The sequence below is a fragment of the Haloarcula mannanilytica genome, from assembly GCF_005406125.1.
GTDB classification, from domain to species: Archaea; Halobacteriota; Halobacteria; order Halobacteriales; family Haloarculaceae; genus Haloarcula; species Haloarcula mannanilytica.
The window spans coordinates 1,045,093-1,070,443 of sequence record NZ_BIXZ01000001.1 but is presented as its reverse complement, the minus strand read 5'-3'; the positions used below and the strand labels follow the sequence as shown (position 1 = coordinate 1,070,443).

The window sequence follows — 25,351 nt, the reverse complement described above, 5'->3', positions numbered from 1 at the left end:
ACCCGAATACGACGGCCCTTCAGAAATCGCTCAGCTGCGACTGGAGTCCGGCGACGAGTTCGGACTTGCGCCGTAACTGGCCGAGGCTGACGGGGAGCTGGTCGGCGACGGCCGTCAGCGTCTCTCGGAACGACTGGGCGGTTCCGGGCTCGCCGTCGAAGGCATTCCGGACCCCTTCCCGTACCTGCCAGACCCCGACCGGTGCCCAGTAGTCGTCGGTCATCTCCCGCAACACCAGACATTTCGCCTGCTTGTCGCGCTCCTGTAGGTGTTCGAGGACGCCGAGGCGCGCCGCGTAGTACGCCCCCGCGGTCTCCTCGACGTAGGCCGTCCGCCCCTCGTAGCCCTCGTGGGCACTCGACATGTAGTAGCCCGTCTCGGGGCGTGGGTTCCAGACGCTCTGGGGCGCTTTCATTTCGACGAGTTCGAACTCCCAGCGGCCGGGCGCGAGGACGACCCAGTAGCGGTTCCCCATGTACTCGTTGTACCACAGCTCGGGCTTGTCGATGGTGTCGGCGTTGCGGAGCGTCCCGCGGACGTACTGGCCGACCGTGTCGTCGACGGCCGTGATCGACCACCGCGTCGGCACCAGCGACCGCTCGCTGGCCTGTCCGAGCGCGCCCGCCGAGAGGATCGTGTTGATGTCGTACACGTCGAATCCCCGGCGGTACAGGTACGCCATTGCGCCCTCCGCGCGCCAGTCGTCGTCCGACAGGGTCTTTTCGACGGGTCGGGGGACATGGGGGTTCTCCGCGAGGTCGGCCCCCGTCGCGTGTGCCCGTGGTCCCGTGGGCGTTCCAACGTCGTCGAAGCTCACGTCCATCTCGGGAGTGCCGTCGAGACCGACCTCCACGTCGACGGGATGGTCCGCGATGGCGACCTCCCGCTGGACGCCCACGAAGCCGTTCCACACGTCGTGGACCCCGCCGCTGCCGCGACCGCTACCGGCGCTGACCGAGTCGACCGACGTGGTCTGCGTGGAGTTCACCATCCCCGTTCGACGCTGGAGCACGTCCTCGATGCCCAGCCCCTGCTGATACCAGTCCCCGCTCGTGGCGAACCCGGAAGCGGCGGCGTCGGTGTCGACCGGGGAGAGTAGCCCCGTCGAGACGTTGGGATATCCCGAGCGGCCGACGAATATCTCCGGGGCTGTCGACCCGAACAGCGAATCGCCCTGCACCGCTGCCTCGAACTGCCGCTCGACATCTTCGAGGTGGTCCGTGATGGCGTAGGACTTCTCCGCTGCGAGGCGACGCCGCTGTGCGGCTTCGTCTTCCTCGAACCCCTCGATGAACTCGTCGAGTTGCATCTGTCACGCTTTCGGCCCTCCCCGATAAGAACCTTTCCGGGGGGTCCGTGGGAGAGCAACTCTTACAGGGCTGGATTGAGTAACAACAGGTGATATAAATCATGGTAGATACCACGAAGTGGTTCCTGCTCGGGGCCACACTGGTCAGCATCTTCGCCATTGTCGTCTCGGCGATCATCCCGGTCGCGTATCAACAGGCCCTCGTCAACCTCCTTGTCGGAGAACTGGCGGCTATCGCACTCGCACACTCCGCCTACCGCGTCTCGTCGGGCAAGCAGGCGAGTTCGACTGCAGCGGCAATAGCGGTTGTCTCTGGCATCATCCTCTTTCTCTCGCCAATCTTCATCGAGCCTGTCGATCCGATCCTCTCGATAATGTTTGCCGCCGGGGCCGTAATCACTCTCGGTGGACTCGTCGGTATCCTCGGTCGCTTCCTGGGCGGTGAGGAGGGCCGACGGACCGGTGCGGAGCGGATCAGCGGTCGTGCTGGGAACTGAACGGCCGACCACAACGTCTATACCGACGGGTCAGCCACCCCTGGACAATGCCGGTCATCGAATGCGACGAGACGACGGCCCGCGAGCGCCTGGCAGACGCGGGACTCGACATCCAGCAGGGAAACACTGACCACGAGCGCTGGCGCGCCGAATACGGCGGTGCAACGGCGGTCGCCTACGACGGAAAAGTCGTCGTCCAGGGCGAGGGGACCGCACAACTGGAAGCGCTGTTGCGCGACAGTGACGGCGGTCGCGTCCACGCGTACTTCGACGGCGCGTCACGGGGCAATCCGGGTCCGGCCTCGGTCGGCTACGTGCTGGTCGACGACAGCGGAATCGTCACGGAGGGCGGGGAGACAATCGGGACGGCGACGAACAACCAGGCGGAGTACGAAGCGCTCATCCGGGCGGTTGAAGTCGCGCGCGATTACGGGTTCGACGACGTTCACATCCGGGGCGACTCGGAACTTATCGTCAAGCAAGTCCGCGGCGAGTGGGACACGAACGACCCCGAACTGCGGGAGAACCGTGTCCGCGTGCGCGAGCTACTGACTGGGTTTGATGACTGGCAGATCGAGCATGTTCCGCGGGAAATAAACGACCGCGCGGACCAACTAGCAAACGACGCACTCGACGATGACTGACCTGCCGACAGACGTGACCGAACAGGCCGAACGGCTGACCAGACTCGCTCGCGAAGCAGTCGATGACGCCGAGGCGGACGCCTACAGGGCCGAACGCGACGAAATCCTCGCCGAGTACGACTACACCGCCCGTGTCAGGAACGACGAGACTGGTGACGTGCTCGTCTGCCATCCCGTCGAATGGGTCGAGGACGGCGTCATCCGTCCGGAGCGGGTCGACGACATCGACCGCGGCGTCGAGATACGGCTTTCCGGTCCTGGGGACCCGGATGCATGGGCGGAGATCGACGCTGAAAACCGGGCCGTCGTCGAGGCTGTTACCGAAGCACACGGTGAGACACACGGCGCGAACGCGAAGCTCCTCGCTGATTTCATGGGGAATCACTACGCGAAACCGATCGCCGAGGCGACGGCGGACGAACTACAGGAGTTCCGGGACGATTACGTCCGACGAAACGCATGGCCGAGTGAGAAACAGCAGTCGGTCCTCGACCGATCGATCCGTCTCACTGTCGAAGAAGCGGGTGGCCGCGTTCCCGAGGCGTAGTCAGCTACTACACCTGTCGGTAGTCGGCGTTTAGTTCGGTTAGGAATGGATTAACAGCAGTTCGCAGTGCCCAGTTGCGACTCTACTGCTGTGCCGCGATCAGATCGCGGAGTTCGTCTGCTCGACCGTCATCGGAAATGAACTTCCCGAACACCCATCCGAGCTGGTCAAGGACCGCGTCCTTGCCCGTCTCAGTCAGGGAGTACTGGTTCGTTCGCTTGTCGAGTTCGCTCTTCTCGACGAGGTCCATTTCGACGAGATCGTCGAGGTTCGGGTACAGGCGACCGTGGTTGACTTCGTCGTTGTAGTACTCTTCGAGTTCTCGCTTGATAGCGAGACCATACCGCGGCTCCTCAGCAAGTATCACTAGAATGTTCTGCTGAAAAGCGGTGAGTTCTTTTGCGATGCCCGGGGTGTCAGTTACTGTTTGTGCCTCTGACATAGTTGGGTAAATGTCAGCAGGCTATTTAACACTTGTTAAATTTGGTGCACAACGCCTTCTGTGGGGCATTAACCACGGTACAACTAGCATCCCCATTTATAACAGTAAACTTATGAATACTGGAGCGCACCGAATCGGATTTTCTATTTATTTGCTCTCTGATTGTCGATTACAGGGAGTAAGTGTAATCTAAGAATATATCTATACTTAGATATTTTTGGGTTATATAACACATAATAGCGGTTGCTGTAGCTATTACGAAAGGATTTTTTGACGGCGTCGCGCAGTCGGCGGTGATGACGAACCTCTGGGAAGACCTCGAAACCGGACCGAACCCGCCGGAAGAAATCTACGCCGTCGTTGAGTGCCTGAAAGGAGAGCGTAACAAGTACGAGTACGAGAAGGACATCCCCGGCGTTGTCCTCGACCGCGTGCTTCATTCAAACGTTCACTACCCCTCCGACTACGGGTTCATTCCGCAGTCGTACTACGACGACGAGGACCCCTTCGACGTGCTGGTCCTGGTCGAAGACCAGACGTTCCCCGGCTGTGTCATCGAGGCTCGTCCCGTTGCCATGATGAAGATGGACGACGACGGCGAGCAAGACGACAAGGTCATCGCCGTCCCCATCGAGGACCCGCGGTACGACCACATCGAAGACCTCGACGACATCCCACAGCAGACCCTCGACGAGATCGACGAGTTCTTCTCGACCTACAAGAACCTCGAAGAAGGCAAGGAAGTCGAAACGCTGGGTTGGGAGGACAAGGAAGCCGCCAAGGACGCCATCGTCCACGCACAGGAACTGTACGACGAAGAGTTCAACTAGGGCTTTCGGACGTTCCCCGTTTGCGGTTTTTTCCACCACTGCGTATTTCCAGAAGTAATACCGGCAGGTCTCTCCGATTATGTATGAGCATGGGTAATCTTTTGTCCGTACAGTGGCTACCGATATGTGTATGGCTACTGATGACACCGACGCGGCGCTGGACCACACGACTGTCGTTCCGCGAGCGAAGCGGCGGTCGACACCCGGTATCGCACATTTGACTGTGGTCCCGGAGAACGCGGACCAGTCGTCGTGACCGTTGGGCCGTGCCGAGGATATTGCCGCTTTCGGTGACGCGGCGGCGAAAAGAAGTTTCTTGTTCCTGACCTGACTAACGGGTCGTATGGGATTATTCGACCGTCTGAAGGGAGACGACGCACCGCGTGTTGCCTTCTTCGGCATTGACGGCGTACCGTTCAGCCTTATCGACGAACACCCCGACGTGTTCCCGAACCTCTCAGAGATGGCAGCGGAGGGCAGTGCTGGCCCTATCGACAGCATTGTTCCGCCCGAGTCTAGCGCCTGCTGGCCGGCGCTGACGACTGGCGTCAACCCCGGACAAACCGGTGTGTACGGTTTCCAGGACCGCGAAGTGGGCTCCTACGATACGTACGTCCCGATGGGACGTGATGTGCAGGCGACGCGGCTTTGGGACCGCGTCACCGACGAGGGCCGAGACGCGACGGTGCTGAACGTCCCGGTGACCTTCCCACCACAGCGGAACGTCCAGCGGATGGTGTCGGGCTTTCTCTCACCGGGCGTGGATAAGGCCGCATATCCCGACGAACTCCGGGACCACCTCCAGGAAAGCGACTATCGAATCGACGTTAACGCCAAACTCGGTCACGACGACGACAAGAGCGACTTCGTCGAGGACGCCCACGAGACGCTCGACAAGCGCTACGAGGCGTTCAAACACTATGTCGACCAGGACGACTGGGACCTGTTTTTCGGCGTGTTCATGACCACGGACCGGGTGAACCATTTCCTGTTCAAGGACTACGAGCGCGACGGCGAGAACAAGGAGGCCTTTTTGGAGTTCTACAAGCAGGTGGACGCCTATCTCGGCGACCTGCGCGACCGACTGCCCGACGACGTGACGATGGTCGTCGCCTCGGACCATGGCTTCACCTCCCTCGACTACGAGGTCCACTTCAACGAGTGGCTCCAGCAGGAGGGGTGGCTCGATTACGAGACCGATGACCACTCCGAACTCGGCGACATCAGCGAGGATACGAAGGCCTACTCGCTCATTCCCGGACGCTTCTACGTCAACCTCGAGGGCCGCGAACCGAACGGCGGCGTGCCAAAGGACATGTACGAGTCTGTTCGCGCCGACCTCAAACAGCGCCTCGAAGCACTGGAAGGCCCTGACGGCAAGAAGGTCGCCGACCGCGTTGTCACCAAGGAGGACGCCTTCCGCGGCGACCACGACGACATCGCGCCGGACCTCACTGTCGTCCCGAACCACGGCTTCGACTTGAAGGCTGGCTTCAAAGGCTCCGAGGATGTCTTCGGCGTCGGGCCGCGAAACGGCATGCACAGCTTCGACAACGCGACGCTGCTGGTCGACGACCCGGACGTTCGCATTGAGGACGCTGACCTCTATGACATCGCGCCGACGATTCTAGACCTGCTCGACCACGACTTCGACCGCGGCGAATTCGACGGTAGCAGCCTCGCCTGAGGAACGGTCTCAGTCGAGTTCTTTCTATCTGCAGCGAAAACAGTCTAAAACAGGCCGTCCAGGTCGTCGTTCGTGAACTCGTCCGGATCGGTTGTCTCGCCCTGTGAGTTGGCCGCCTCGCGGGCGCGGTCCATGAACTCCTGAATCCGCTCGGACCGTTCGACGCCGGACAGGACGATGAGTGAGGCGATCTTGTCGGAGCCGAGCGGGAAGTCGCCCCCGCGGACCTCCATACTGCCGGTCTGGTCTTCCACCCAGCGACGCGCCCGTTCGACGCCTTTCCGTGAGAGGCGTTCGGGATCGCCCGCGACGACGAGGAGGGCGGAGTCGGCCTTGACAGCGTTGGGGAGGCTCATGCTCGTGAGGAGGGCTTTCCGGGTGACGCTGGTGATGGTGTTGACGTTCTCGCCGGCGTCCTCGCTGGCCTCGGCGCTGGCGTAGCCGATGGAGGCGATACCGCCGCCCCGGAGCGTGTTGATTATTTCGGAGGAGTCGACGACGCTCTCGCCAACGCCTTCGACTGCCTCGCCGGAGGCAAACAGCAACCCGACGCGCTGTGAGATGGCGTCGTTGACGCGTTCGAAGCCGGCGGCGACGCTGTCGCCGCTACCACGCCAGGCGTCGTTGTCGACGAGGAGGAGGGAATCGGCCTCGCGGGCGGCGGTCTTGAGCGAACGACCGGCGTTGGCCTGATAGAGGCCGCCTTCGTCCCGGCCGGGGAGGATGCCGAGGACGTACACCGGCTTCTCGTAGATGCGCTTGAGTTCGCGGGCGAGCATCGGTGCGCCGCCGGAGCCGGTGCCGCCGCCGAGACCGGCGACGACCACGAGAGCCTCGGCCTCGGTCGTGATGCGGCCGTCGAGCTCGTCGAGCACCTCGGTGGCGTTTTCCTGCATGATCTGGGCCCCGAGCTCGTTGTCGCCGCCGACGCCGTGGCCTTTCACACGGTCTTGCCCGATGAGGGCCGTATCGATGTCGAGGTTCTGTAGGTCGGCTTGTGCCGTGTTGACGGCGAGGGCGCCACGGACGGCGTCGAACCCCATGTCGTAGTCGAATTGGGTGAGGGACTGGGTGACTTTCCCACCGGCCTGCCCGACACCAATCAGGACGACTTTCATACACAATGTCTTGTGAGGGTGACTAATCAACGTTGTCCTCACACGACCGATAGATGGAACAGTGGGAACACGCAGGCGACCCACGGGAGCTGGACCTTACTCGACCTGCAGCGTGTAGATCCGTTTCCGGGCATCTGAAAACGAGAACCGAGAGTCGATGACGCCGACATCTTCCAGCCGGGAGAGGGCGTACCGGACCGTCCGCGGCGGTAGTAGCGTCTCTTCGGCGAGTTGGCTCTGGGTCAAGGTGTCGTTGTACTCGAGGACTTTCGCGACGAGCTTCGCGCTCGGTGGGAGGTCACGAACGGCGTCCCACCCGCTGTTCTCGTGTTTGCTGTCGGCATCAACGGACTGGATATCGGATGCACTCATCGTACTTTCCCCTTTTCAATACAGGATAATAATATTTACTGTTCCTAATTATGCTCTGTGAAAATAATACGGCAATATGGGCCGCCAAGACTGGGGCCGATGCCCGAAAGTTTACCTTCAGTACCTCCGGTGTCACAGACGTGGACGAAGTCGAGGTCAGCACGGTCGTGTACGTCCCACCCGAGGAGGTCCACGAGTTCCTGTTGGACTTCCCGGGCTATGCTCGATACTCGGAGTATCTCGACCGCGTGACACAGGACGGCGACGGCTCGCCGGGGACGAACTACGACCTCGTGTTCTCGTGGTGGAAGCTCTCCTACACCGCTCGGTCGGCGGTGACTGACGTGTCTCCGCCGACACGGATCGACTGGCGTATCGTCAAAGACATCGACGCCGAGGGGTACTGGGCGGTCGAACCCGACCCCGACGGCGTCCCGGCGGATGTGGAAACAGCGTCACGCGTCCGGTTCCACGTCACCTTCGATCCCGGGTCGGCGTCGGACGACGCCGTCGACCTTCCCCGGTTGGTGTCGATGGACTGGGTCATCGAGAAAGTGAAGCCACTCATCAAGAAGGAGGCGACGAAAATCGTCGAACGCGTCGTTGAAGACCTCGAAGGACAGAAGCGGGACGTTGATTTAGAGATTCATACGGGTCCGGACTCGGTGTGACAAAGCGCGGCCCGAAGAACGGGACACCGCTATTCGGGTGTCTCGTAGTCGCCGCCGTAGCGGATGAAGAAGTACGCGAGTCCAAGCGTCGCGACCATCACGAACGAGGTTGCGACGCCGAGCGTTTTCGCGCTGTTTGGCACTTCCGGCGGGCCGGAGCTCCCGCCGCCACCGCCGCCACCGGAGGACTGTGTCGGGTAATCGGTGCCGACGACGACGGCCCCTTTCATTCCGAGTCCCTCGTGGGGGACACAGACGTAGGGGTAGATGCCGTCTTCCTCGAAGGTGTGCTCGTAGTTGACGCCGGCGCTTGAGACAGCGCTACCGGAATCCAGCGGCCCGTCGCCGTCAGAGACGACGTTGTGGCCGCCGCCGTTGCCCGTCCATTCGAACTGGACGGTCGCGCCGTTGTCGACGTGGATCGCTGCTGGGCCGAAACCGTAGGCCCCGCCGTTTGCTTCGACGCCGACCTCGACCGTCGCCGTGTCCTGCCCGGTCGCATCGGTGACCGACCCGTCGAAGTTTCCGACCCCGTCGAGGAAGCCGCCGAAATCCGGCGGCCCGCCGCCTCCGCCACCACCGCTTGTGCCAGTCTCCTCCTGTGCGGTCGCGGTGCCTGCAGCGGCCGACGCAGCCGTGGCTCCGGCCGCTGTCCGTAAGAAGCCCCGACGGGACACGTCCGCTCTACCGTCTGTCATACCTGACCGTTTGGGACTCCCCGTCCTGAATATGTCGGTTTCGAGTCGGTGCTCCTCTCGCAGCGTTATCACGCATGGCGCAGGTGCCGTGAAACATTTAACGCCGGTAGACCGAAACCACCGGTATGTCTACCGGAAGCCACGGGGTCGTCGGCGGTATCCGTATCGACCTCAATAGGTTACATGAAACGTGGATGGAGCTCGTGTATCCACGCCAGCGAAACGCTGACAACACCGTCCTCGGGACGTGGACGCCGGACTCCTCGTTCGGGATGGCCCTCTATCGCCTCTGGTCTGCACTCGGGGTCCCAGTCATCGCCGTGGTCTATCCGCTGGTGCTGTGTGGCGTCGTCCTGCGGTACCAGACCCGTCGGATCGACGGGACGGCGACCCGGTTGGGCGTTGTCGGCGTCGTTTTCCTCTCTGTCCTTGTCTGGGGTGGGTTGGCGGCGCTCGCGCGGTTCGAACCGGGCAGCATCGACCTCGTTTCGGGCGGGTTCACCGCTGTCGCTGTCGCCGGCGGCGTCGCGACGCTGTCGGCCGCGCTCGCCGTCACGTTCCGACGCGTCGGCGGTCGCGGGACGACAGTCGCGCTGGCGTATCCGTTCGCCATGACGGCGGTCTTCCTCCCGCCAGTTGTCGCGGCGCTGTACTCGACGACGGTCGCCTCGGTCGTTATCCCCGCGAGCGATTCGTTGTCTCGATGGTTTCTCTACGAGGTGCTGGCGTCGGTCGGTGCCGCGGAGTTCTTCATCCAGAACTTCGACCGGGAAGGCATCGCCTACGTCATCATCTGGCTCGGCATCTCCATCCCGCTGGGGTGGGTGCTCGGCCTGCTCGTGACGCTTGCGGACCTCGTCCGCCCGACAGAGTGACCGCAAGGCCAACGTTCAGAACCGAAGGAAGTCGGGGGTAGTGATGACTTGATTTTGTGGACTTCGTGGATTGAGATGAACTGCTACGGACTTGCGCGGAACTCGCCGTGTTTCATCCCGAGGAAGAACGCAACGACCGAAAATACGATCATTGAGGGTAGCACCATCATGAAGACCGTCGAGGCTGTCATCACAGACGTGAGCGCGACCGTCGCGATGGCGACAATCACGACGAGTGGGGCCACTGCCGGTACGAAGTCGAAATCCATACTTTCAGTTGTATCTGGAGAAATAAATTCTTTGAGGAAGCAAACCGACCGCACGGTGTAGTGCGAAATCAACAATAGATACGCTCTTGACAGGACGCTATGACGGCGTCGCGTCGGCCGGTCGAATCACTGTTTCTTCCGGTGCATCCCCGTCAGCGACGGCGATGTCCGCGACCTCGTCGCCGCCAAACACCACTGTCGCGCCGGCTCGCATCGGCGCAAGCAGGCCGGCGACGACCGCGCCCGCCGTCGTCATCGGTGCCCGGAGCGCGAGGGTCGTCTCCGCGTCGATGTCGTAGTCGGCGACGACACGGCCGCTTTCGGCCATGACTTCGCCGTGCGTGTACGTTCTGTTGGCCGCCAGCACGTCGTCGTCGGGCGCGATCTCGCCCGGCGGCTGGAGCGGGTTCTCGCTCCATAGTTCCCGCTCGAACTGTGCGACTGTCGCGTCCTCGACCGGTCCGCCATAGGCCAATCCTTTCGTCCCCGGCCCTCGCGTGTAGCGGTCGAGCCACGCCGCTGGCGCGACAAGTGCCGTCGCGTCGACTGCGTTCGGCGGGTCCATGTCCACGACCGCACCATCGAGGGCGGCCGCGAGAAAAGCGAGTAGCGCGTCCGGTGCGTCCCGGAGATAACCCGGTTCATCCCCATCAGCCGGCTCTTTCGGACCCACGACGACGGCGACCCGGGTTCCGTGCCGGACGCCGTAGTGGCGCAGCAGATTCCCGCCCTTCCAGGCGTTCGTGGCGAAATCGGAGTAACTGTACGGCGTGGACCGCTCCGGCGAACGGAAGAGAACGCCGTCGCGGTCGCGGGCCTGTGCGACGAGGTCACCGAGTACCTGCATGCGTCGTGGTTCGGACCCACCGATCAAAAACAGCGCGGCCACAAAGCCGATGTAGGTGGCCGTCCCGACGCTTTATAAATGATACGCCAACAACAGGTCGCCGACGTGCTCAGGCACAACGACATCGATACGCCGCCAGCCTATCGGTTGCTCGACGTGGTGACCGAACTCGGAACCATCGCGGATGAAGTCAACGAGACGACCGGCTACGGCACTGATTCGACGGCGCTGTCGGTACAAGAGGACGACCTCGGTGATGCCCTGTTCGCGCTGCTCGCACTGTGTGAACAACTCGATGTCGACGCCGACGCCGCGCTCGCGGCGGCGCTTGCGAAGTACGAGGGGCGGTCAGGCACAAACGGGACGCCGGCAAGCGGCGACTGATTACAGCGAGTTCTTCAGTTTCTCGAAGAAGCCTTCCTCGACATCGACCTCCTCGCCGCCGGCCTCTGCGAACTGTTCGAGGGCCTCCTTCTGCTCGGCGTTGAGGCTGTCGGGCGTGACGACCTGCACCTGTACGTAGAGGTCGCCCCGACCACGACGGCGAAGACGGGGCATCCCCTTCCCCTCTAAACGGAACACCTCGCCGCTCTGGGTCCCGCTGGGCACGTCGACTTCAACCTCGCCGTCTAGCGTCGGGACGGTAATGGTGTCGCCGAAGACGGCTTGGGGGAACGAGATGGCCTGCTGGTGTTGCAGGTCGTCGCCGTCGCGCTCGAAGTCCGGGTGGTCCTGGACGCTCACCTGAATCAGGAGGTCGCCGTTCGGACCGCCGTGTTCGCCGGGTGCGCCCTCGCGTTCCATCCGGAGTGTCTGCCCGTCGGCGATTCCGGCCGGGATTTCGACTTCGAGGATCGCGTCGTTCTGGACGACGCCGTTGCCCCGGCAGGTCGAACACGTCTCGTCGTACAGCGTCCCCTCGCCATCACAGCGCCGGCAGGTCGTCGTCTGTTGGACGCGCCCCATCGGCGTCTGCTGGACCTGCGTCGTCTGGCCCTGCCCGTTACATTCGGGACAGGTTTCCGAGTCGGCCCCCGGCGGATGCCCGGCCCCGTCACAGTCGTCGCAGGCCTCCGGTCGGGTCACGTTCAGCTGCTTCGTCGCGCCCTCGTAGGCCTCTTCGAGGTCGATCTCCAGCCGCGTCTGGAGGTCCTGGCCTTGCCGCCGTCGGTTGCCGCCACGTCCGCCACGGCCACCGCCGCCGAAGAACTGGTCGAAGATGTCCTGCATATCGAAGCCGCCAGCGCCGCCGCCGAAGGGGTCCCCGCCCATGCCGCCGCGGCCGCCGCCACCGCCAGCGCCGCCGCGCTTCTCGGCCTGCTCGAAGCGCTCGTGGCCCATCTGGTCGTACATCTGGCGCTTCTCCTCGTCGGTGAGAACCTCCTTGGCCTTCTTGGCCTGCTTGAACTTCTCCTCGGCGTCGGGGTCGTCGCTCACGTCCGGGTGGTATTCCCGGGCTTTCTCTCGATAAGCCTCCTTGATCTCGTCTTCGGAGGCGTCCCGAGAGACACCCAGTATCTCATAGAAATCCTGACTCATTCGTTGTACGAGGCATAGACGATTGAGCTACTTCAAAAGAACGGGTTGGCGACTAGCGGCACAGCATGCGCAAACAGTTCGATGCTGAACCGAACGGACAGACAGCCATCTGGCTACACGACGACGAGTTCCGGGACGAAGACGGTGGCAGCCAGCACAGTGACGATGACGAGAATTGCCGCGAGACGGAGCACACCGGCTACCCACCGGTGCTGCTTCGGGAGCGCTTCGGCCGTACCAGACAGGGCCGTTCCGACCACCATCCCGAGTAACCACAGGCTCGACGTAGCGTTACCAACGCTCCATGCGTACGCGTAGAGGCCGAGGAAAAAGAGTGCGCTGGAGAACTGGACGAGTGTTTGTGGTCGGCCGGACGGCTCGCTGAACACGACTTCGCTGACTAGGGAGGGCATCGGACGCGGATTCTCACGCAGCCGACAAATAGAAGGGTGGCGATTCGAGAGGTCGGAACTGTCGCGATGGCCGCGACGCCCGCTCCGGCCAGGTTCATATCTGGACACGCGCTGGATATTCGAGTCCGGACTGGATCGGGGCGCTTATTTCCATGCCGGGGGAGGCTTCGGGCAATGAGTCCTGAGTCGTCGCGCAGTCGCGGTCTCGTCACGGTCGAGCGGGTCGCCGTCTGGGGACTCGCGGCGCTGGCCGTCGCCGGACTGGTCGCGCTCGTGGTCGGTCCCGGCGCGGACCTCCGGACGGCGTCGCCGTCGGTCACCATCGACGGCGAGTTCGACGCCGAGGCGGGGGCGGTCACGCTCACCCACGCCGGCGGTGACCGACTCACGGACACCAGCACCCACGCGGTGGAGATCGCCGTCACCGATGCCGACCGGAACCGGTCGACGACGCTAACGTGGGCGGACGCGGATCAGCTCCCTATCGAGTCGGGCGAGACGTTCGTCGTTGACGACCCGCGCGTGGACTCGGACGGCGACGGGAACTACCACGATGGCGACGCTTCAGTCGGCTTTCACCTCGACGCCGGTGACACCGTCACGGTCCGCTGGACCGGCCGCCCGCTCGGCGCACCGGACGAGCGGACGACGACGCTTGGTACAGTGACGCTCGGTAACGGGACTGGTTGACGGGCGCACACCTCCTGCAGTTTACGGTAGCTCGTTTCTGCGAATCTTTACGGCCGCTTATGTCATTTGTTGACACATGGCTACTGATGACAGCTATCAGGCAGTGGCTCCGCTAGACCGCCTCCGTGAGGAGACGCCGGTCGTCGAACAGGTCGGCGGACGGTCTATCGCCTTCTTCGCCCACGACGACAGCGTGTACGCAGTCGACAACCGATGTCCCCACATGGGGTTCCCGCTCTCCGAGGGGACGGTCGACGACGGCCTGCTCACCTGCCACTGGCATCACGCGCGGTTCGAACTGGCCTGTGGGGACACGCTGGACCCCTGGGCCGACGATGTCCAGACGTTCCCTGTTGCGGTCCGAGACGGCACGGTGTTCGTCGATCCCGACCCGGACCCGGACGTGCCGCCGGCCACCCACTGGCGCAACCGACTTGCGGACTCTCTCCAGCAGAACCTCGACCTCGTCGCGGCGAAGGCCGTCATCCACCTCGACGACCTCGGCGAGGGATTCGAGACGCCGCTTTCGACGGCACTGGATTTCGGTGTCACGTACCGGTCGATGGGCTGGGGCCGTGGCCTGACGACGCTTGGTGCGATGGCGAACCTCTACGACGACGTGGCCCACGACGAGAAGCTCCGGGCGATGTACGTCGGCGTCACCGCGGTGGCCGACGACTGCGCGGGCGAGCCGCCGCGGTTCCCACAGTACGAACTCGGGAACGACGCCCTCTCGAAGTCCCGCCTGAAGTCGTGGTTCTGCGAGACCTGTGAGGTCCGGGACAGCGACGGCGCACAGCGCTGTCTCCGCACGGCCGCGAGCGTGCTCCCGCCCGCCGACGTAGTCGAGATACTGCTCGCGGCGGCGACGGACCACCTGTATCTGAACGCCAGCCACACGCTGGACTTCGTGAACAAGGCCGTCGAGACGCTGGACCACGTCGGCTGGGACCGCGCCGACGACGTGCTGGCGTCGACCGTCGACCAGTTTACCGACGCCGTACGGAGCGAGGAGCGGTCCCAGTGGCGACAACCCGTCGACGTGGCACAGTTGTGTTTCGACGCCCACGGGGCGCTTCCTGACCTCGTCGCCGCCGGCGAGGGCCGGACCTGGGACCGCCCCGACGACTTTGTCGAGACGCTCCTGCAGGCCGACCCCGAAGCCATCGTCGACGCGCTCCAAGACGCCATCCGGTCTGGCGCGACCGCCGAGCAACTGACGCGAGCCGTCGCACTCGCGGCGACCCGCCGGGTGGCCCAGTTCGGGACGAGCAACGAGTTCTCGGACTGGAACACCGTCCACCACACGTTCAGCTACGCCAACGCCGCCCACGCGCTCGCGGCTCGGACCGACGCAGTCGAGGCCTACCGGCCGTGTTTCGACGGCGCAATGTCGGTGTATCTCGGCCGATTTTTGAACTCTCCGCCCGCGCCGCTGCCCGACCCCGGGGAGTCCGACCGCGACCCGGCGGCTATCCGCGAGGACCTCCTGGGAACCTTCGATGAACAGGGCCGCGTCGGCGACGCCGGGGCGCTCGTCAGGGAACACTTCGACGCGGGCGGGACTGTCAAAGCCCTCCAGCGGACGCTCGCAAAGGGGCTGTTGCGCGAGGACGCGGGCTTTCACGAACTGCAGCATCTGGAGGCTGCCGTCCGACAGGCCGAGTTCGCCGCAACCACGGCGGAGCGACGGCTTTCGCTGGTCGCGGCAGCCCGCTATCTTGCCGCTCACTTCCCGACGCGACGGGAGCGGAACCAGACGTTCGACATCGCCCGTCGTCTGTTCCGGGGCGAGAAACTCCACGGAAGCGAGGCCACACCGGACCGGGCGGGCTAACTAATCCGACGTGCCGTCGACGTCGCTACAGCTGTCCTGCGGTGGTCACGAACCGAGGCGTCCGTTATGGACGTACACGTCGCCGTGCTCGGTCACGGTGACTTCGTAGTCACCCAGCCGAAACGAGAGCGAGATGTTGCTGTCCGGTTCGGTCGGGTACTGGAAAAGCTCGTCGAGCGCATCCGGATCGACCGTTTCGATGAGTGGCGGGAGTTCTATCGCTTTCCGGTCGGCCGCAATTGCGACCGTCTGAACGATCGCCAACGACGGTGAGATAACAGTCCAGTCAAACTCGGCGTGGAGAATATCACTGCTGTCGGGTGCCCGTTCGGACCGGTTGTCAGACCCGCTCATTATGTGAACTGTGCACATCCAACATATTAATTGTACTGTCAAGTTTTCAGTCGTATTATTGATATAGAAATAACTGCTAATATTCGAGTAAACACCCAGACGTAACTCTCCTAAAATCATAATGTTCTAATTTTATAGTCGTAACCTGATATGATTTCTATGCGGTGAAACCGTAAATTGGTGGTGGCATGACTGATCGTGAGCGGCGATGTTGTGACTGCAATGTGGACAGCGACTTGGCTGCCGGGACAGTTCCGGCCGTCGTCACTGACTCTCTTTGCCGAGAAATCACTGCTTACGGCCAACAGGGATAGTTTCGTGAAAACGGCACGCAGCCGATGTGGTTGGGACACATAGAGTGCTGCGTGCCAACTATCTATAGTCAACACCCATGTATAACAGTTGTGTGATTAACTGAGTAAAACAAAATACAACAGTTCCTTAACTAATCCTCAGGTCGGCGATAACAACCGTTTAAACCGGCTTAGCGTCTGAACGCCGCGACCCAGATATTAAAATATGCTATCTGCGACGAACGGCGGCAGTGTGACAGTAACAACGTCTTTTACCTGTGGGCGTCATCCCACTAGATGTACTCGGCTTCTACCGAGGTGAAGGTTGGGACACATGACATCTGATGCAACACACGAAGAAGCAGTAAGTTTACTTCAGGAGCTGGGGTTGAAAGAGTACGAGGCGAAATGCTTTGTGGGACTCTCCCGGATGTCCAGCGGTACAGCGAAGGGACTGAGCGAGGTGACGGAGGTCCCGAGAACCCGCGTTTACGACGCAGTCCGGATCCTCGAAGCGAAAGGCCTTGTCGAGGTCCAGCATTCGAGTCCACAGCAGTTCCGTGCGGTCCCGCTCCCCGAGGCGACCGAAACGCTCCGGGATCAGTACGAGAACCGGGTCGAACGGCTCCAATCCGCACTGAGCGAAATCAGGAGCGTCGAGTCCGACGACGAGGAAGCTGAGCTACAGGAGGTCTGGTCGCTCTCCGACTCCGCCGCCATCGAGAACCGCGCCGCGGCGATCATCGACGAGGCGACCGATGAAGTGGTTCTCGTTATCGGCACCGAAATGGTCCTCACCGATACGCTGATCGAGCAACTCAATTCGCTCGATCCGGACACCGATCTCATCGTCGGCAGCGGATCCGTTTCGATACAGGACCAAGTAGACCAGGAGATCCCACGTGCCACCACGTTCCTGTCGGAACTGGAATGGCTCCACGGGGAGATGGTGCCCGAAGAGGACGCCGCCGTCGGGCGTCTCCTGCTCGTCGACCGGTCGGCGTTGCTGGTCAGTTCAATCGACCCGCCGACGGGCGACGAACAGGCTATCTTCGCGACCGGGCTCAGAAACGGACTCATCGTCATCGCGCGCCGCCTCCTCTCGCAGGGCGTCGTTGAGATGACCACGCCGGAACAAGATTAGCGGGCCATGCGGTGCGGGGCGTCACAATCCGCGCTTCTCATACTGATTATTGTAGATTATTTCCGGATAGCGCCGCCACCGGGGTCGGCGCGTCCCGGTAAATCGCTCCAAGAATCACTATCAGTCGTCGTAGTACTCGTAGAGAAAGTCGAGCAGCGGCCGGAGCCGCTCGTACTCCGGTCCGCGTGTCACCCGGTGGGTCTCCCGATTCCATTCGATGAGTCCCATCTCCGCCAGTTTCGGGAGATGCTGGTGGTACAGAGTGGCTGGAATTGATGGCTCGCCGATGAGGTCTCCGTCATCGGCAGCTGCGGCCGGTCGCCACTGCTCCGCCCCCCGCAACGCGAACAGTACCGCTCGGCGGTCCTCGTGCTGTACTGCTTCGAGTTGGGCACTCAGACACTGTGGCTGGATCTGTTTCTGATTACTCACTGTGCGATCATACGTTCGGCCATCTGATATATATGCACCATTTTCACTATCTCTATTGTTTTGAGTAACAGGGTGAACAAAATTGGCGCTGTGTATTTTCAATTAACGGAATAGAAGCGGTAGCACGGCGGTATGTGGCTGTCATTATCCGTTTACTGAACACGTGGCAGCTACTAGCCACTTCGATAATGTATAGATTATTTGTCTACTTCGGAACTGCCGTAACTGATATACACTGCCGAGCTGAGAACTGAATCGGCTTGGTAGTCCTCGCTGTCGTCAGCCTCGGTGTCCACGTCGTCAGAGTACACCTGACGGGCTGATGAAAACGACTTATTCTTCGTCGTCCTCGTCTACGTCCTCGAAGTCGGCGTCGACGTACTCCTCACCCTGGTCGGCCGCGCCGCCTGCTGCGTCGCCCGGGCCGGCAGCGCCACCGGGGCCGGCACCGGCTGCACCGCCCGGACCAGCGCCCGCGGCACCGCCGGCGGCCTGCTGGGCCTGCTCCTGGTACATCTGCTTGCCGATCTCCTGCAGTTCCTCGCTCAGGGTCTCGGTGACCTCCTCGTAGTCCTCCTTTGTGGCGTCTTCGTCTTCGAGGACTTCCTCAACGTCCTCGATCTTTGCCTCGATGTCGGACCGGAGGTCGTCGTCGACCTCCTCTTCATTCTCCTCAAGCAGCGTCTCGGCGCGGCGGACCGAGGCCTCTGCCTCGTTGCGGGCCTCGATGCGCTCGCGGCGCTGCTCGTCCTCCTCGGCGTGCTGCTCGGCCTCTTCCTGCATCTCCTCGATCTGGTCGTCGGAGAGGCCAGCACCGCCCTCGATGGTGATGTCCTCCTTGTTACCCGAGCCCTTGTCTTCGGCTTCGACGTTGACGATGCCGTTCTCGTCGATGTTGAACGACACCTCGATCTGCGGCGTGCCTGCGGGGGCCGGCGGGATGCCCGAGAGCGCGAACGCGCCGAGCAGTTCGTTCTCCTCGGCGATTTCGCGTTCGCCCTGGAAGACACGGATCTGGACCTGCGTCTGGTTGTCCTGGGCGGTCGTGAAGATCTTCGATTCCTCGGTCGGGATGGTGGTGTTCTTGTCGATGAGCCGCTCGAACAGGCCGCCTTTGACTTCGACGCCCAGCGACAGCGGCGTCACGTCGAGCAGGACGATGTCGTCCACGTCACCAGAGAGGACGCCAGCCTGGATGGCCGCACCCAGCGCGACGGCCTCGTCGGGGTTGACGTTCTTCTTTGGCTCCTGCCCGGTCATCTCCTCGACCTGGTCTTGCACCTGTGGCATCCGCGTCGAGCCGCCGACGAGGATGACCTCGTCGATGTCGCTCTTGTCGTAGTCCGCGTCGGCAAGCGCCTGCTCCGTCGGGCCGACGGTGCGCTCGATGAGATCCTCGGTCAGCGACTCGAACTTCGCGCGCGTGATCTTCTGTTCGAGGTCCAGCGGGCCGTCGTCTGTGGTCGCGATGAACGGGAGATTGATGCGGGTCTCCTTGCGCGAGGAGAGTTCGATTTTGGCTTCCTCGGCGGCCTCGGTCAGCCGTTGGAGGGCCTGCCGGTCGTCGCGGAGGTCGATGCCGTGTTCGGCTTCGAATTCATCGGCGAGGTAGTCGATGATGGCGTGGTCCCAGTCGTCGCCACCGAGGTCGTTGTCCCCGTTGGTCGCGACGACCTCGTAGACGCCCCCGCCCAGGTCGAGGATGGACACGTCGAAGGTCCCGCCCCCAAGGTCGTACACGAGGACGGTCTGGTCGGATTCGTCGTCGAGGCCGTAGGCCATCGCGGCCGCGGTCGGCTCGTTGACGATGCGCTCGACCTCGAAGCCGGCGATCTCGCCGGCGTCCTTGGTCGCCTGGCGCTGTCGGTCGTTGAAGTACGCCGGGACGGTGATGACCGCCTTCTCGATCTCGTCGCCGAGGTACTCCTCGGCGTCGTGTTTGATCTTCTGGAGGATCATCGCCGAGACCTGCTCGGGCGTGTACTCCTCCCCGTCCAGTTCTACCGAGTAGTCGTCTTCGCCCATGTGGCGCTTGATCGACTGGATGGTCTGGTCGGGGTTCTTGATCGCCTGATTCTTCGCCGGTTTCCCGACGAGTCGCTCGCCGTCGTCGAACGCGACGACAGAGGGTGTCGTCCGTTCGCCTTCACCGTTGACAATGATTTCAGGGTCGCCACCTTCCATGACCGCGAACGCGCTGTTCGTGGTCCCGAGGTCGATACCCAGAATCTTGTTGCTCGCCATCTTACCCGCTCATAGCGGATTGGGCCGGTTAAAAGTTGCTAGATGTACTGATTCGAAAAGCGTCCGACGACCCCTCCTCCGGGCGGTTTTATACTCGGTTCCGTTCCCCGACCGGTGATTATTTAATGTACCGCAATACGACCGCTACACCGCCGCGGCCGCCCGTTACTCCTCGCTCTCGCTGACGGTTACCTGGGCCTCGCGCAGCACTTTGTCGGCCATCTCGTAGCCGGGTCGGTGAACATCGGCAATCGTTCCTTCGGGCTGGTCGCTGTCGACGCGGGCCAGCACCTGCTGCTGTGTCGGGTCCACGTCCTCACCGGGATCGGGGTCGATGACCTCGACGTTCTCGGCGTCCAGCACGTCGTCGAGCTGGCGGAGCGTAGATTCGACGCCGCCTCTGATATCCGTATCTTCGTCCTGTTCGAGGGCCCGTTCGAGGTTGTCCCGAACGTCCAGCAACCGCGTCACGAGGTCCTCGGTTGCGCGCTTCTGTTCCTGCTCCCGGCGCTTGTCCATCCGCTTCTTGTAGTTCTGGAACTCCGCCTGCTTGCGCTTGAGTTTCGATTCCAGCTCTTCGATATCCTCGTCTTGCTGTTCGACCTGTGATTCGAGGCTGTCGGTCCGCGTCCGCAGCGCAGCGAGTTCCCGAGCGATATCCTCCGGGTCCGATTCGGCGACTCGGTCGACGAGGTCATCGTCTACCTCGAACTCACCAAGGTCGACCTCGTCGGCGTCAACGCCATCGGGCGTATCATCAAAATCGCTGTCGCCGTCCGCGGGCGCTTCGCTCGCGGTCGACTCCTCCGTCGCGGCCGTGTCGTCGGCTGCGTCCTGCTCGGTCATACCCGCTAGGAGTCGTCACGTAGATAAAAGGATTCAGAAACGGTGTGACGGCGACACCGTTTTCGGGGCGGTCGTTACAGGAGGAAGCTAACGACCATCAGGACGAGGAATACGACGACGAGGATCTTCGCGATCCGCATGCTGAGTCCCGCTACGCCCCCCAGTCCGGCCAGTCCGGCGACGACAGCGAGGACGAGAAAGAGTAGTGCCAGTTCGAGGAACCCGCCGCCGGGCTGGAGTGGGACAGCGGTTAGTAGGTGGTTCATAGCGGAGTCTAATGGTAATATCACATTTTATTATACAGGACCTAATCAGGGCCCGATGGCGAACGCATCCGGGTCGTACCGGAACCGAGCGCGATAGGCTGCCCACTCGTCGAGTTCTTCCAGCCGGTACTTCGCAAAGGGGGGGTTCCGAACCAGTTCCAGTTCCGCGAGCCGTTCTCGGACCGGGTCGAAAAGCGTCGCCCAGTCGAGTTCCCGGAGCGATTCGTCGGGCTCCTCTTCGGCCGCAGTGAACGTCAGCCCGTCGTCCGTTCGCTCGATGGTCCCGTACTGCTACCGGGTCCAGACGGTGTACTCTCCAAACGGGACGCTATCGGTCGGCGGTGGCGGGCGGCGGTACTGCGCCTGAAATCGCTGCTGTGTTTCGTCGCTGCCCCACAGCACCCCGCGGGCCAGCAGCTTGATCCGTCGTTTCGTGTCCACGCCGCTGTTGTAGACGATACGGGCGTGTTCGTACTCGCTTGATCGGAACTGCTCCGCGATACCGTCCGTGTGGTGGACCTCGATTTCGTACTGGTACGGCAGCGGCGTCCGACGCGCGCGTTCCAGTACTGAGACCGTCTTTGCGCCCCGACGCAGGTCGTCGTGCGGTCCCGTTCCGCGCCACTGCGCCGGGTCGGCCTCGTCCGGGTCGACCCATCGATCCATGCTAGTAATACACGGGAAACGGCCTTAGCTCTTCCCGAATCACGGACAACCACTCAAACTAACACGCGGTCGAGTTCGACGACGAGGCCACTGTCGCCGTCCGGGTCGTCGACGAGCGTGCCCAGACAGACCGCAGCGCCGTCGGGCGTGACACAGACCACCTGCGCGCCCGTTTCGGGCGTGGCATCGCCCACTTCGGCCGAGCCGGTCTCGATGACGCCGGGGGCGTACACCGGCGCGCCCTCGGCGACCTCGCGGGCGGCGCTGGGTGCAATCGTGACTTGCGGGAGGTGGACCAGCGCACGCTCGGCCGGCTGGATGAACTCGCGAAGCTGTGACTCATCGCCGTCTTCGGCAAAGGCCAGCGCATCGACGAGGTCGTGCATCGTCGATAGCGACCCATCGTCGAAGCTCCCGGTCGCCGTCCGGCGGAGGTCGCCCATGTGCCCGCCAGTCCCCGCGGCCAGCCCGATGTCGTGACACAGTTTCCGGATGTAGGTGCCCGAAGCGCACTGAACACGCAGGAGCAGTCTGCGGTCCTCCCGTTCGAGGATATCCAGTGCGTGAATCCGGCGCGAGCGCAGTTGGCGCTTGACCGCGCTCTTTCGGGGCGGCTTCTGGTAGATATCGGTCTCGAACTCGGCGACGATATCCGTAATATCGGCCGGGGCCTGGTCGTGGAGTTCGAGGACGGTGACGTACTCCTTGATGGCGTCATCGAACACCTGGGCCATCCGGGCGGCGTCGCCGAGCAACACGGGCAGACAGCCCGTCACCTTCGGGTCGAGCGTCCCGCCGTGGGCGACTCGGCCCTGCCCGGTAGCGTCGCGAATCCAGGCCGCAACCTGATGGGCTGACGGCCCCGGTGGCTTGTCGAGGTTGACGACGCCGAAGGACCGAAGCGAATCGAGGTCCCGTTCGTCGGGCGGGGCGCGAAGCGTCATCGGCTCAGAACTCGTACCGGATGTTTTCGACTGGCGCTTGGCCCTCGTCGCCGTCGGGGCTGTACGATTCGACGGCGTGCAAGGTCACGCTCAGAACGCCCTGTGGGTCCCAGCGGGCAGTGTTGACCGACAGGTCGTAGATCGAGAGGTCGTCGAAGTCGATGTCGTAGTAGTCGCTGTAGCGCTGGGCCTCGCTCTCGCCGCGCTCCCGCGTCTCGGTTTTGGCCTGCTCGAAGGGCTTGTTCTCCCGGGTCGCGATGCGGTCGGCGCGCACGTCGAGCGGTGCGGTCAACCACAGTTTCATGTCGGCGTACTCGCCCGCCATCCAGCCGGCGAGACGCGACTCCAGTACGAGGTCGTTGCGCTCGGCGGCGATATCCCGAAGCCGGCGGTCCAGATCGCGGTCGATCTGGGCGTCCTCCTCGGCGGCCTTGTTCAGTTCGAGAGGTGTCATCCCGCGCTCCTCGGCCAGCGAGCGGAAGATGTCGCCGCCGCTGACGTGCTCGTAGTTCAGGGCGTCGGCCAGGCTCTTGGCAAGCGTGCTCTTGCCGCTGCCGGCCGGGCCGGAGACGGTAATCAACATAGAGGTGTTCGGGACGCCCCGATAGAAAGGGCTGTCTCTTCGCGCCTACCCGGTCGGCGTCGTCTCGACGTTGAGCGCCTTCCGGATTATTTGGGTGAAGGATAGCGAGCACAGGAAGTACCAGACAATCCACGCCTGGACCGGGCCTGCGACGCCGTTGCGCCACGCCTCGACCTCCCCGAAGATGGGGAGCGTAATCACCGGGCTCGCCTCGACGCCGGCTCCGAAGACAATCCAGTAGAGCCAGAGGAACAGCGGGATGTTGACGAGCATAATCCACACCATCGGGCGGAACTGCTGTTTGAACATCCCCATCTGGTCGGTCATCAGCTCCATCTGCTCCTCTTCGAGGCGGTCCAGGGCCTCTTGGTCGTCGCGTTCTTTTGCGGCTTTGCGGCGCTCTTTCAGGTCCTCCATCTTCTCCTGATGGTCGCCCATCCCCGACATGTCCATGAGGTTGTCCTGCAGAATCGTCGAGGTGGTCCCGGTGATGATCGCAAGCACCAGGATAACGGCGTAGAACGGCAGCATGTCGTTGAGCGGTCCGAGGAAGATGTCGATGAACCCGCCCGCGATAACGTCGCGGACCGAGGTCATGGAGTAGCCGGCGAACAGGCCAAGCGTCGCGAGACCGGCGAGCTTGTCCCACTTCGACCAGCCGCTGTCCTCGTCGTCATCGTCGCTTGGAGCCGCGTCGGAGTCTTCGAGCGCCTCGCGGACGCCCTCGGGGTCGTCGATAACGAACCCCTCGCCGTCGGCGTCGATGAGCAGGCCGGACTCGATGAGCCGGCCCCATTCGCCGCTCGTGAGGTCGTCGCTCACGTCGCTCCAGGTGACGGTCCCGTTCTCTTCGGCCGCAGCGAGCACCGTCGCGAGCGCGTCGGTCATTGCCTCGCCGTCCTCGGCGAGTCGTTCTACCTTCGGCGCGGTACGTGCCATTGGATATGATTGAGGTGCGACGGCATATCAACGTTTTACTCTGTCTGTCTCGGCGGCCGCAGCTTCAGACGGGGGTTCGGGACCCGCTCAGGGTGTCTGCTCGTCGACGGCGGCCTGGATGTCGCTCCAGACCTCGTCGGGCGTCTGCTCGCCGTCGATGGCGACGAAACCGTCGTGGCCTTCGTAGTGGTCGATGACCGGTGCGGTGTTATCGTCGAATACGTCCAGTCGGTTGCGGACGGACTCCTCGTTGTCGTCGTCGCGCTGGATGAGATCCCCGCCGCACTCGTCACAGACGCCTTCCTCTTCGGGTTGGTTGAACTCGACGTGGTAGTTTGTCCCGCAGTCGTCACAGACCCGCCGGCCCGTGAGCCGGTCGACCAGTTCCTCACGGGAAACGTCGAGCGAGAGGATCACGTCGAGGTCGGTCATCCCCGCCAGTTCCTCGGCCTGGTCGAGATTGCGCGGGTAGCCGTCGAGGACGAACCCGTCGGCCTGGGACAGCGCCTCGTCGACGATGGCGTTGACCACCGCGTCCGGCACGAGATCGCCCGCTTCCATGTACTCCCGTGGCGTGTCGTACTCGGTGTCCATGTCGCTGATGTCCATGTCCTTGTTCGCCCGGAGCGCGTCCCCGGTCGTGACGTGTTCGACGCCGTACTCGTCGGCGAGGTTCGCGCTCTGGGTTCCTTTGCCGGCTCCCGGCGGCCCGAGAATCAGGATTCGCGGATTCGACATAGGCACGGTTTCTAAGGGGTCCGTTAAATGGTTATCCAAATCCTGCCGGCGGGCCGCCCTGCCGCCACCCAAAGGTGTGTAGGCCTCCCGAGCGTATCCGAGCGTAATGCTCGAACCCGGAGCGCCCGCGCCCGACATCAGCGCACAGAACCAGTTCGGCGAAACCGTCTCACCGGACTTTGAGGAGCCGACAGTCGTGTACTTCTACCCCGAAGATTTCACCGGTGGCTGTACCATCGAGGCCCGCGATTTTCAGGAGCACCTCCCGCAGTTCCGCGAAGGCGGCATCACCGTCTACGGCGTCTCGATGGACGACGTGGCGACCCACGACGAGTTCGCCGAGGAGGAAGGGCTGCTGTATGACCTGTTGGCCGACCCCGACGGAACCGTCGCCGAAGCGTTCGGCCTGGATACCAGCGGCGGCCGCACGGACCGCCGGACGTTCGTGCTGGCCGACGGCGAAGTCAAGTCCGTTTACGACCCGGACCTCTCGGACCCCGAGGGCCACGCTGCGGAAGTGCTTCACGACGTGCGCAACGAGTACGTGCAGGGTGGCTAGTGGGTTTCGACCAGATTGTCACTTCGTGATACACGGCGGAAATAGCAGTACCGCCACC

At 62.9% G+C, this 25,351-nt stretch carries 32 protein-coding genes; 13 read left to right on the top strand and 19 right to left on the bottom strand.

Annotated elements, in window-relative coordinates; all coding sequences use genetic code 11:
- Positions 1 to 19: 19 nt before the first annotated feature.
- Entirely contained in the window at positions 20 to 1,309 is a 1,290-nt protein-coding gene (gene nreA / locus Harman_RS05440; protein ID WP_137682778.1) for a DNA repair protein NreA, read from the bottom strand.
- Positions 1,310 to 1,410: 101 nt separating this feature from the next.
- Between nreA and Harman_RS05435 the strand changes: the two genes are divergently transcribed.
- From Harman_RS05435 to Harman_RS05425, 3 genes are read left to right on the top strand one after another with little or no spacing between them, the layout of a single operon-like run.
- Positions 1,411 to 1,806 carry a hypothetical protein gene (locus tag Harman_RS05435; protein WP_137682777.1) on the top strand — a complete coding sequence of 132 codons (396 nt, stop codon included), beginning with the start codon at positions 1,411 to 1,413 and terminating at the stop codon, positions 1,804 to 1,806.
- 47 nt (positions 1,807 to 1,853) lie between these two features.
- Entirely contained in the window at positions 1,854 to 2,450 is a 597-nt protein-coding gene (rnhA, locus tag Harman_RS05430; RefSeq protein ID WP_137682776.1) for a ribonuclease HI, read from the top strand.
- Positions 2,443 to 2,997 carry a DUF7108 family protein gene (locus Harman_RS05425; RefSeq protein ID WP_137682775.1) on the top strand — a complete coding sequence of 185 codons (555 nt, stop codon included), beginning with the start codon at positions 2,443 to 2,445 and terminating at the stop codon, positions 2,995 to 2,997. The genes rnhA and Harman_RS05425 overlap by 8 nt, the downstream gene beginning before the upstream one ends.
- A gap of 82 nt (positions 2,998 to 3,079) precedes the next feature.
- Here the strand turns inward: Harman_RS05425 and Harman_RS05420 are convergent, their stop codons facing one another.
- Positions 3,080 to 3,439 (bottom strand): PadR family transcriptional regulator, encoded by a 360-nt coding sequence (locus Harman_RS05420; RefSeq protein WP_137682774.1) that lies wholly within the window; start codon positions 3,437 to 3,439, stop codon positions 3,080 to 3,082.
- A gap of 296 nt (positions 3,440 to 3,735) precedes the next feature.
- On the opposite strand from Harman_RS05420, the gene Harman_RS05415 reads away from it, so the two are divergent.
- From Harman_RS05415 to Harman_RS05410, 3 genes are all read left to right on the top strand, one after another.
- Positions 3,736 to 4,269 carry an inorganic diphosphatase gene (locus Harman_RS05415; RefSeq protein ID WP_137682773.1) on the top strand — a complete coding sequence of 178 codons (534 nt, stop codon included), beginning with the start codon at positions 3,736 to 3,738 and terminating at the stop codon, positions 4,267 to 4,269.
- Between the two features lie 130 nt (positions 4,270 to 4,399).
- Entirely contained in the window at positions 4,400 to 4,525 is a 126-nt protein-coding gene (locus tag Harman_RS21930) for a hypothetical protein (protein ID WP_268812788.1), read from the top strand.
- 87 nt (positions 4,526 to 4,612) lie between these two features.
- Positions 4,613 to 5,956: an alkaline phosphatase family protein gene (locus Harman_RS05410; RefSeq protein ID WP_137682772.1), complete on the top strand. Its 1,344-nt coding sequence runs from the start codon at positions 4,613 to 4,615 to the stop codon at positions 5,954 to 5,956.
- 44 nt (positions 5,957 to 6,000) lie between these two features.
- Here the strand turns inward: Harman_RS05410 and Harman_RS05405 are convergent, their stop codons facing one another.
- Together Harman_RS05405 and Harman_RS05400 are read right to left on the bottom strand one after the other, a co-directional pair.
- Entirely contained in the window at positions 6,001 to 7,074 is a 1,074-nt protein-coding gene (locus Harman_RS05405; protein WP_137682771.1) for a tubulin/FtsZ family protein, read from the bottom strand.
- Between the two features lie 96 nt (positions 7,075 to 7,170).
- Entirely contained in the window at positions 7,171 to 7,446 is a 276-nt protein-coding gene (locus Harman_RS05400; RefSeq protein ID WP_137682770.1) for a MarR family transcriptional regulator, read from the bottom strand.
- Positions 7,447 to 7,586: 140 nt separating this feature from the next.
- Between Harman_RS05400 and Harman_RS05395 the strand changes: the two genes are divergently transcribed.
- Positions 7,587 to 8,117, top strand: coding sequence for an SRPBCC family protein (locus Harman_RS05395; RefSeq protein WP_137682769.1), 531 nt, complete (start codon positions 7,587 to 7,589; stop codon positions 8,115 to 8,117).
- Positions 8,118 to 8,146: 29 nt separating this feature from the next.
- Here the strand turns inward: Harman_RS05395 and Harman_RS05390 are convergent, their stop codons facing one another.
- On the bottom strand, positions 8,147 to 8,815 hold the full coding sequence (locus Harman_RS05390) for a halocyanin domain-containing protein (protein WP_137682768.1): 669 nt from the start codon (positions 8,813 to 8,815) through the stop codon (positions 8,147 to 8,149).
- A 125-nt stretch (positions 8,816 to 8,940) separates the two neighbouring features.
- Between Harman_RS05390 and Harman_RS05385 the strand changes: the two genes are divergently transcribed.
- A complete protein-coding gene (locus Harman_RS05385) occupies positions 8,941 to 9,690 on the top strand; it encodes a hypothetical protein (protein ID WP_137682767.1) in 750 nt (249 codons plus the stop codon).
- An 83-nt stretch (positions 9,691 to 9,773) separates the two neighbouring features.
- On the opposite strand, the gene Harman_RS05380 is transcribed toward Harman_RS05385, so the two are convergent.
- Together Harman_RS05380 and Harman_RS05375 are read right to left on the bottom strand one after the other, a co-directional pair.
- The gene (locus tag Harman_RS05380; protein ID WP_137682766.1) at positions 9,774 to 9,959 is read right to left on the bottom strand and encodes a DUF7333 family protein; all 186 of its coding nucleotides are present in this window, start codon (positions 9,957 to 9,959) and stop codon (positions 9,774 to 9,776) included.
- Between the two features lie 97 nt (positions 9,960 to 10,056).
- Positions 10,057 to 10,806, bottom strand: a complete 750-nt coding sequence (locus Harman_RS05375; protein ID WP_137682765.1) for a hypothetical protein — start codon at positions 10,804 to 10,806, stop codon at positions 10,057 to 10,059.
- Positions 10,807 to 10,884: 78 nt separating this feature from the next.
- On the opposite strand from Harman_RS05375, the gene Harman_RS05370 reads away from it, so the two are divergent.
- On the top strand, positions 10,885 to 11,190 hold the full coding sequence (locus Harman_RS05370) for a MazG-like family protein (protein ID WP_137682764.1): 306 nt from the start codon (positions 10,885 to 10,887) through the stop codon (positions 11,188 to 11,190).
- Here Harman_RS05370 and dnaJ read toward each other — a convergent pair whose 3' ends face one another.
- On the bottom strand, positions 11,191 to 12,345 hold the full coding sequence (gene dnaJ, locus Harman_RS05365; RefSeq protein WP_137682763.1) for a molecular chaperone DnaJ: 1,155 nt from the start codon (positions 12,343 to 12,345) through the stop codon (positions 11,191 to 11,193).
- Between the two features lie 113 nt (positions 12,346 to 12,458).
- Entirely contained in the window at positions 12,459 to 12,758 is a 300-nt protein-coding gene (locus tag Harman_RS05360; RefSeq protein ID WP_137682762.1) for a hypothetical protein, read from the bottom strand.
- Positions 12,759 to 12,932: 174 nt separating this feature from the next.
- On the opposite strand from Harman_RS05360, the gene Harman_RS05355 reads away from it, so the two are divergent.
- Both Harman_RS05355 and Harman_RS05350 read left to right on the top strand, forming a co-directional pair.
- Positions 12,933 to 13,448 (top strand): hypothetical protein, encoded by a 516-nt coding sequence (locus Harman_RS05355; RefSeq protein WP_137682761.1) that lies wholly within the window; start codon positions 12,933 to 12,935, stop codon positions 13,446 to 13,448.
- A gap of 76 nt (positions 13,449 to 13,524) precedes the next feature.
- Complete coding sequence (locus Harman_RS05350; RefSeq protein WP_137682760.1) at positions 13,525 to 15,285, top strand: Rieske (2Fe-2S) protein; 1,761 nt, start codon at positions 13,525 to 13,527, stop codon at positions 15,283 to 15,285.
- Between the two features lie 45 nt (positions 15,286 to 15,330).
- On the opposite strand, the gene Harman_RS05345 is transcribed toward Harman_RS05350, so the two are convergent.
- Entirely contained in the window at positions 15,331 to 15,639 is a 309-nt protein-coding gene (locus Harman_RS05345) for a HalOD1 output domain-containing protein (RefSeq protein ID WP_137682759.1), read from the bottom strand.
- Between the two features lie 627 nt (positions 15,640 to 16,266).
- Between Harman_RS05345 and Harman_RS05340 the strand changes: the two genes are divergently transcribed.
- The gene (locus Harman_RS05340; RefSeq protein ID WP_137682758.1) at positions 16,267 to 17,076 is read left to right on the top strand and encodes a TrmB family transcriptional regulator; all 810 of its coding nucleotides are present in this window, start codon (positions 16,267 to 16,269) and stop codon (positions 17,074 to 17,076) included.
- A 120-nt stretch (positions 17,077 to 17,196) separates the two neighbouring features.
- Here Harman_RS05340 and Harman_RS05335 read toward each other — a convergent pair whose 3' ends face one another.
- The 9 genes from Harman_RS05335 to Harman_RS05295 all read right to left on the bottom strand — a co-directional run bounded on the left by Harman_RS05335 (position 17,197) and on the right by Harman_RS05295 (position 24,734).
- On the bottom strand, positions 17,197 to 17,508 hold the full coding sequence (locus Harman_RS05335) for a DUF7344 domain-containing protein (protein WP_200830829.1): 312 nt from the start codon (positions 17,506 to 17,508) through the stop codon (positions 17,197 to 17,199).
- Positions 17,509 to 17,841: 333 nt separating this feature from the next.
- Positions 17,842 to 19,752 carry a molecular chaperone DnaK gene (gene dnaK / locus Harman_RS05330; RefSeq protein WP_137682757.1) on the bottom strand — a complete coding sequence of 637 codons (1,911 nt, stop codon included), beginning with the start codon at positions 19,750 to 19,752 and terminating at the stop codon, positions 17,842 to 17,844.
- 165 nt (positions 19,753 to 19,917) lie between these two features.
- Positions 19,918 to 20,598: a nucleotide exchange factor GrpE gene (locus Harman_RS05325; RefSeq protein ID WP_137682756.1), complete on the bottom strand. Its 681-nt coding sequence runs from the start codon at positions 20,596 to 20,598 to the stop codon at positions 19,918 to 19,920.
- Positions 20,599 to 20,672: 74 nt separating this feature from the next.
- The gene (locus tag Harman_RS05320; RefSeq protein WP_058997447.1) at positions 20,673 to 20,864 is read right to left on the bottom strand and encodes a DUF1328 family protein; all 192 of its coding nucleotides are present in this window, start codon (positions 20,862 to 20,864) and stop codon (positions 20,673 to 20,675) included.
- A gap of 291 nt (positions 20,865 to 21,155) precedes the next feature.
- On the bottom strand, positions 21,156 to 21,530 hold the full coding sequence (locus tag Harman_RS21740) for a hypothetical protein (RefSeq protein ID WP_235007159.1): 375 nt from the start codon (positions 21,528 to 21,530) through the stop codon (positions 21,156 to 21,158).
- Positions 21,531 to 21,583: 53 nt separating this feature from the next.
- Positions 21,584 to 22,474, bottom strand: coding sequence for an RNA-guided pseudouridylation complex pseudouridine synthase subunit Cbf5 (locus Harman_RS05310; RefSeq protein WP_137682755.1), 891 nt, complete (start codon positions 22,472 to 22,474; stop codon positions 21,584 to 21,586).
- A 4-nt stretch (positions 22,475 to 22,478) separates the two neighbouring features.
- Positions 22,479 to 23,057: a (d)CMP kinase gene (cmk, locus tag Harman_RS05305; RefSeq protein WP_137682754.1), complete on the bottom strand. Its 579-nt coding sequence runs from the start codon at positions 23,055 to 23,057 to the stop codon at positions 22,479 to 22,481.
- 45 nt (positions 23,058 to 23,102) lie between these two features.
- Positions 23,103 to 23,996, bottom strand: a complete 894-nt coding sequence (locus tag Harman_RS05300; protein WP_137682753.1) for a DUF106 domain-containing protein — start codon at positions 23,994 to 23,996, stop codon at positions 23,103 to 23,105.
- Between the two features lie 87 nt (positions 23,997 to 24,083).
- Positions 24,084 to 24,734 (bottom strand): adenylate kinase, encoded by a 651-nt coding sequence (locus Harman_RS05295; protein ID WP_137682752.1) that lies wholly within the window; start codon positions 24,732 to 24,734, stop codon positions 24,084 to 24,086.
- Between the two features lie 106 nt (positions 24,735 to 24,840).
- Here Harman_RS05295 and Harman_RS05290 point away from each other — a divergent pair, with 106 nt between their 5' ends.
- Positions 24,841 to 25,293, top strand: a complete 453-nt coding sequence (locus Harman_RS05290; RefSeq protein ID WP_137682751.1) for a peroxiredoxin — start codon at positions 24,841 to 24,843, stop codon at positions 25,291 to 25,293.
- Positions 25,294 to 25,351: the final 58 nt, after the last annotated feature.

Excerpts from the sequence above, each read along its gene's own strand:
- nreA (WP_137682778.1), bottom strand. The coding sequence starts at position 1,309 with ATGCAACTCGACGAGTTCATCGAGGGGTTCGAGGAAGACGAAGCCGCA.
- Harman_RS05435 (WP_137682777.1), top strand. The coding sequence starts at position 1,411 with ATGGTAGATACCACGAAGTGGTTCCTGCTCGGGGCCACACTGGTCAGC.
- rnhA (WP_137682776.1), top strand. The coding sequence starts at position 1,854 with ATGCCGGTCATCGAATGCGACGAGACGACGGCCCGCGAGCGCCTGGCA.
- Harman_RS05425 (WP_137682775.1), top strand. The coding sequence starts at position 2,443 with ATGACTGACCTGCCGACAGACGTGACCGAACAGGCCGAACGGCTGACC.
- Harman_RS05420 (WP_137682774.1), bottom strand. The coding sequence starts at position 3,439 with ATGTCAGAGGCACAAACAGTAACTGACACCCCGGGCATCGCAAAAGAA.
- Harman_RS05415 (WP_137682773.1), top strand. The coding sequence starts at position 3,736 with ATGACGAACCTCTGGGAAGACCTCGAAACCGGACCGAACCCGCCGGAA.
- Harman_RS21930 (WP_268812788.1), top strand. The coding sequence starts at position 4,400 with ATGGCTACTGATGACACCGACGCGGCGCTGGACCACACGACTGTCGTT.
- Harman_RS05410 (WP_137682772.1), top strand. The coding sequence starts at position 4,613 with ATGGGATTATTCGACCGTCTGAAGGGAGACGACGCACCGCGTGTTGCC.
- Harman_RS05405 (WP_137682771.1), bottom strand. The coding sequence starts at position 7,074 with ATGAAAGTCGTCCTGATTGGTGTCGGGCAGGCCGGTGGGAAAGTCACC.
- Harman_RS05400 (WP_137682770.1), bottom strand. The coding sequence starts at position 7,446 with ATGAGTGCATCCGATATCCAGTCCGTTGATGCCGACAGCAAACACGAG.
- Harman_RS05390 (WP_137682768.1), bottom strand. The coding sequence starts at position 8,815 with ATGACAGACGGTAGAGCGGACGTGTCCCGTCGGGGCTTCTTACGGACA.
- Harman_RS05385 (WP_137682767.1), top strand. The coding sequence starts at position 8,941 with ATGTCTACCGGAAGCCACGGGGTCGTCGGCGGTATCCGTATCGACCTC.
- Harman_RS05380 (WP_137682766.1), bottom strand. The coding sequence starts at position 9,959 with ATGGATTTCGACTTCGTACCGGCAGTGGCCCCACTCGTCGTGATTGTC.
- Harman_RS05375 (WP_137682765.1), bottom strand. The coding sequence starts at position 10,806 with ATGCAGGTACTCGGTGACCTCGTCGCACAGGCCCGCGACCGCGACGGC.
- Harman_RS05370 (WP_137682764.1), top strand. The coding sequence starts at position 10,885 with ATGATACGCCAACAACAGGTCGCCGACGTGCTCAGGCACAACGACATC.
- dnaJ (WP_137682763.1), bottom strand. The coding sequence starts at position 12,345 with ATGAGTCAGGATTTCTATGAGATACTGGGTGTCTCTCGGGACGCCTCC.
- Harman_RS05360 (WP_137682762.1), bottom strand. The coding sequence starts at position 12,758 with ATGCCCTCCCTAGTCAGCGAAGTCGTGTTCAGCGAGCCGTCCGGCCGA.
- Harman_RS05355 (WP_137682761.1), top strand. The coding sequence starts at position 12,933 with ATGAGTCCTGAGTCGTCGCGCAGTCGCGGTCTCGTCACGGTCGAGCGG.
- Harman_RS05350 (WP_137682760.1), top strand. The coding sequence starts at position 13,525 with ATGGCTACTGATGACAGCTATCAGGCAGTGGCTCCGCTAGACCGCCTC.
- Harman_RS05345 (WP_137682759.1), bottom strand. The coding sequence starts at position 15,639 with ATGAGCGGGTCTGACAACCGGTCCGAACGGGCACCCGACAGCAGTGAT.
- Harman_RS05340 (WP_137682758.1), top strand. The coding sequence starts at position 16,267 with ATGACATCTGATGCAACACACGAAGAAGCAGTAAGTTTACTTCAGGAG.
- dnaK (WP_137682757.1), bottom strand. The coding sequence starts at position 19,752 with ATGGCGAGCAACAAGATTCTGGGTATCGACCTCGGGACCACGAACAGC.
- Harman_RS05325 (WP_137682756.1), bottom strand. The coding sequence starts at position 20,598 with ATGACCGAGCAGGACGCAGCCGACGACACGGCCGCGACGGAGGAGTCG.
- Harman_RS05320 (WP_058997447.1), bottom strand. The coding sequence starts at position 20,864 with ATGAACCACCTACTAACCGCTGTCCCACTCCAGCCCGGCGGCGGGTTC.
- Harman_RS21740 (WP_235007159.1), bottom strand. The coding sequence starts at position 21,530 with ATGGATCGATGGGTCGACCCGGACGAGGCCGACCCGGCGCAGTGGCGC.
- Harman_RS05310 (WP_137682755.1), bottom strand. The coding sequence starts at position 22,474 with ATGACGCTTCGCGCCCCGCCCGACGAACGGGACCTCGATTCGCTTCGG.
- cmk (WP_137682754.1), bottom strand. The coding sequence starts at position 23,057 with ATGTTGATTACCGTCTCCGGCCCGGCCGGCAGCGGCAAGAGCACGCTT.
- Harman_RS05300 (WP_137682753.1), bottom strand. The coding sequence starts at position 23,996 with ATGGCACGTACCGCGCCGAAGGTAGAACGACTCGCCGAGGACGGCGAG.
- Harman_RS05295 (WP_137682752.1), bottom strand. The coding sequence starts at position 24,734 with ATGTCGAATCCGCGAATCCTGATTCTCGGGCCGCCGGGAGCCGGCAAA.
- Harman_RS05290 (WP_137682751.1), top strand. The coding sequence starts at position 24,841 with ATGCTCGAACCCGGAGCGCCCGCGCCCGACATCAGCGCACAGAACCAG.